The 1,830-nt window shown below is 42.2% G+C and carries 2 protein-coding genes; both read right to left on the reverse strand.

What is annotated here, in order from left to right; all coding sequences use genetic code 11:
• Positions 1-281: 281 nt before the first annotated feature.
• On the reverse strand, positions 282-1,643 hold the full coding sequence (gene hemA / locus TH606_RS09810) for a glutamyl-tRNA reductase (RefSeq protein WP_068543458.1): 1,362 nt from the start codon (positions 1,641-1,643) through the stop codon (positions 282-284).
• On the reverse strand, positions 1,633-1,830 hold a 198-nt coding region (gene ccsA, locus TH606_RS09815), incomplete at its 5' end, for a cytochrome c biogenesis protein CcsA (RefSeq protein WP_197460557.1). The genes ccsA and hemA, both read right to left, overlap by 11 nt.

A 1,830-nucleotide genomic window follows, 5' to 3' on the forward strand; every position in this document is an offset into this window, starting at 1 on the left:
TTTCGGACACAATTACTGAAATACTACCGTCAATGCGAGCTAAGCGAAGCAATCCTTGTCCCGAGCAGTAGCAAAGGAATCAGAGATCGCCACGGCAACTATGTCGCCTCAAGATGACGCTATGTGGGGATATACGGCTATGGTGCTTCGCACCTCCGCACAAATTTGGCAAAACTGGACTTCATATGTCCGTAAAACGTTGTCCGAAATCGCCCAGAGCCCTTATGGAAAAATATTAATGTCGTAGAATTGTCCCAACTAGACTTTAAAAGGCTCAAATTTTAATGCTTTTTGACTTTTTTATTCTCTTCGTTTTCTTCTGGAAGATAGATCGGCGGGTGTTTAATCTCCAGGGGACGGTCACCATCAAGATTAAAAATCTTGCGGGTAAAATCAACTACCAGCTTGCCGTCTTTATGATAACGGTTCTTCAGGTAAATTATAGGGTCATGTAAAAGTTTGTTTACCAAAGATTTGGTTAAAACATCAATGGCTTCAATGTCTTCTGGAGAAAGTTTACTTTTCAAATGCGATAACGTCTTTTCCAGTTCTTTTTGGCGAATTTCTTCAGCTTTTTGCCGAAGGGCCACGATGGTAGGATAAACCTCCAGTTGTTCAAGCCAGTTAGTAAACTTGATTACTTCTTCCTCTATAATTCGCTCTGCTTTAATAGCTTCTTTGCGTCTAAAGGCGAGGTTTTCTTCAACCACGGTTTTTAAATCGTCAATATCATAGACGAAAACATTTTCAATATCGTTTACCGCCGGGTCAATATCTCTGGGAACAGCTATATCAATAAAAAAAAGCGGTCGCATTTTCCTCGGACGCATAAGTTTTTTAATTTGCTCCTTTTTAAGTATGTAATGAGGAGCCCCGGTGGAAGAAATAACAATATCAACCTTCAACAAATAATCTTCCAGCTCATTTAGGCTTATAGCTTCTCCGTTGAATTGCTTGGCCAGCTCTATAGCGCGTGAAAGAGTACGGTTAGCAACTACCAGCTTCTCCACGCCGTGGGAAAGAAGGTGCTGAGCCGCAAGTTCCGCCATTTCGCCAGCCCCTATAAGCATGGCTTGTTTGCCGCTTAGTTCGCCAAAAATCTTTTTAGCCAGTTCTACCGCCGCGTAACTAACTGAAACGGCATGGCTCCCTATACCAGTTTCTGAACGGATCCTTTTAGCCACAGAAAAAGTTTTATGGAGAAGCCGGTTGAGTATTACCCCCGTTGCCCGACGTTCAGCTGCTTTACGATAAGCCTCTTTTAATTGACCAAGTATCTGGGGTTCACCTAGAACTAAAGAATCAAGCCCTGAAGCCACCTTAAACAAATGCCTTATAGCCTCATGGTCATAAAAATAATAAAGATGAGGTTCAAAAAGATTTAGCTCTACCTTATTGGCCTTACCCCAGACTTGCTTAACCATGGAAGAAGCAGACTCTGGATTCCTGGTAACCAGAAGAATCTCCACCCGGTTACAGGTGGAAAGAAAAAGTACCTCTCTCACAACCGGAAGCTCTAAAAACAGATTTAAAGGATCAATTTCTTTTTTGGTGAAGGCCAGTTTTTCCCTTATTTCTACCGGTGCGGTACGATGATTAAGGCCAATAACAATTATATGGTCTTTAGCAATATTATCCGACATAAGAGTGATGCCCAGATATGTAAAGATTTATCACAAAAAAGGAAAATAGCCAGGCCACAAAGCCTACCAAAGAAAGCCAGGCAGCTTTGCGGCCACGCCAACCAACTACCAATCTCTCATGTATCAAAGCCGCATAAATGAGCCACATTATAAGCGACCAGGTTTCTTTAGGATCCCAGCTCCAGTA

The sequence above is a fragment of the Thermodesulfatator autotrophicus genome (genome assembly GCF_001642325.1).
GTDB classification, from domain to species: domain Bacteria; phylum Desulfobacterota; class Thermodesulfobacteria; order Thermodesulfobacteriales; family Thermodesulfatatoraceae; genus Thermodesulfatator; species Thermodesulfatator autotrophicus.

Excerpts from the sequence above, each read along its gene's own strand:
- hemA (WP_068543458.1), bottom strand. The coding sequence starts at position 1,643 with ATGTCGGATAATATTGCTAAAGACCATATAATTGTTATTGGCCTTAAT.